The 634-nt window shown below is 44.3% G+C and carries 1 protein-coding gene; it reads left to right on the top strand.

Annotated elements, in window-relative coordinates:
* Positions 1-537, top strand: a 537-nt coding sequence (locus R7Q48_RS28400; RefSeq protein ID WP_318133668.1) for a LysM-like peptidoglycan-binding domain-containing protein, incomplete at its 5' end; no start/stop codon positions are given.
* Positions 538-634 lie beyond the last annotated feature (97 nt).

The following is a 634-nucleotide window of genomic DNA, read 5'->3' as shown; positions in this document are numbered from 1 at the left end:
GCTGCTATCAACTGGAAGCAGCCGTTCAACAAAAATAAGTGGTTGGAACGTGTAGAACCAATCAAGGCATTTTGGCAGCGCTTACCTAAATTCCATCAACGAGCTTTGATGGTGTTAATGCCATTATTACTTCTACTTCTGATTGTACCGTTACCGAAAAAAACGGAACCGTTAGTCGAACCGCAGGGTGAAGGGGATAGCCAGCGTGTTGCGATCCAGTTAAATGCGCAAAGCCTGAGTCAGCAACGTACGTCGCAAAACTCGGGGCCTAAGTCAGAAGACTGGAAAGAGTACCATGTGAAGAATGGTGATACGTTAGCTCAAGTTTTTCGCAACAATCAGCTTTCTATGGCTGACCTTAGCGCCTTAGTAAAAATAGAAGGAAGCGATAAGCCACTGAGCCATATCAAGCAGGGGCAACTCATCCGTTTTAAACTCTCAGAAAACGGCCAGTTAGATATGTTGCAACTGGAAAAGAGCGATCATTCGGTTATGTTCTTCCGTCTATCGGATGGCAGCTTCGGCAGAAACAAATAGTTTCCGTTGTAGATTTAAAAAAGACGCGATCATCTCGCGTCTTTTTTATTGCAGTTTTGTAGAGGTTTATTGAGTCGAATGCTTCCTGCGCATGTCT

The organism is Vibrio sp. 378 (assembly GCF_033339435.1).
This window is presented reverse-complemented; position numbering and strand designations above follow the sequence as displayed.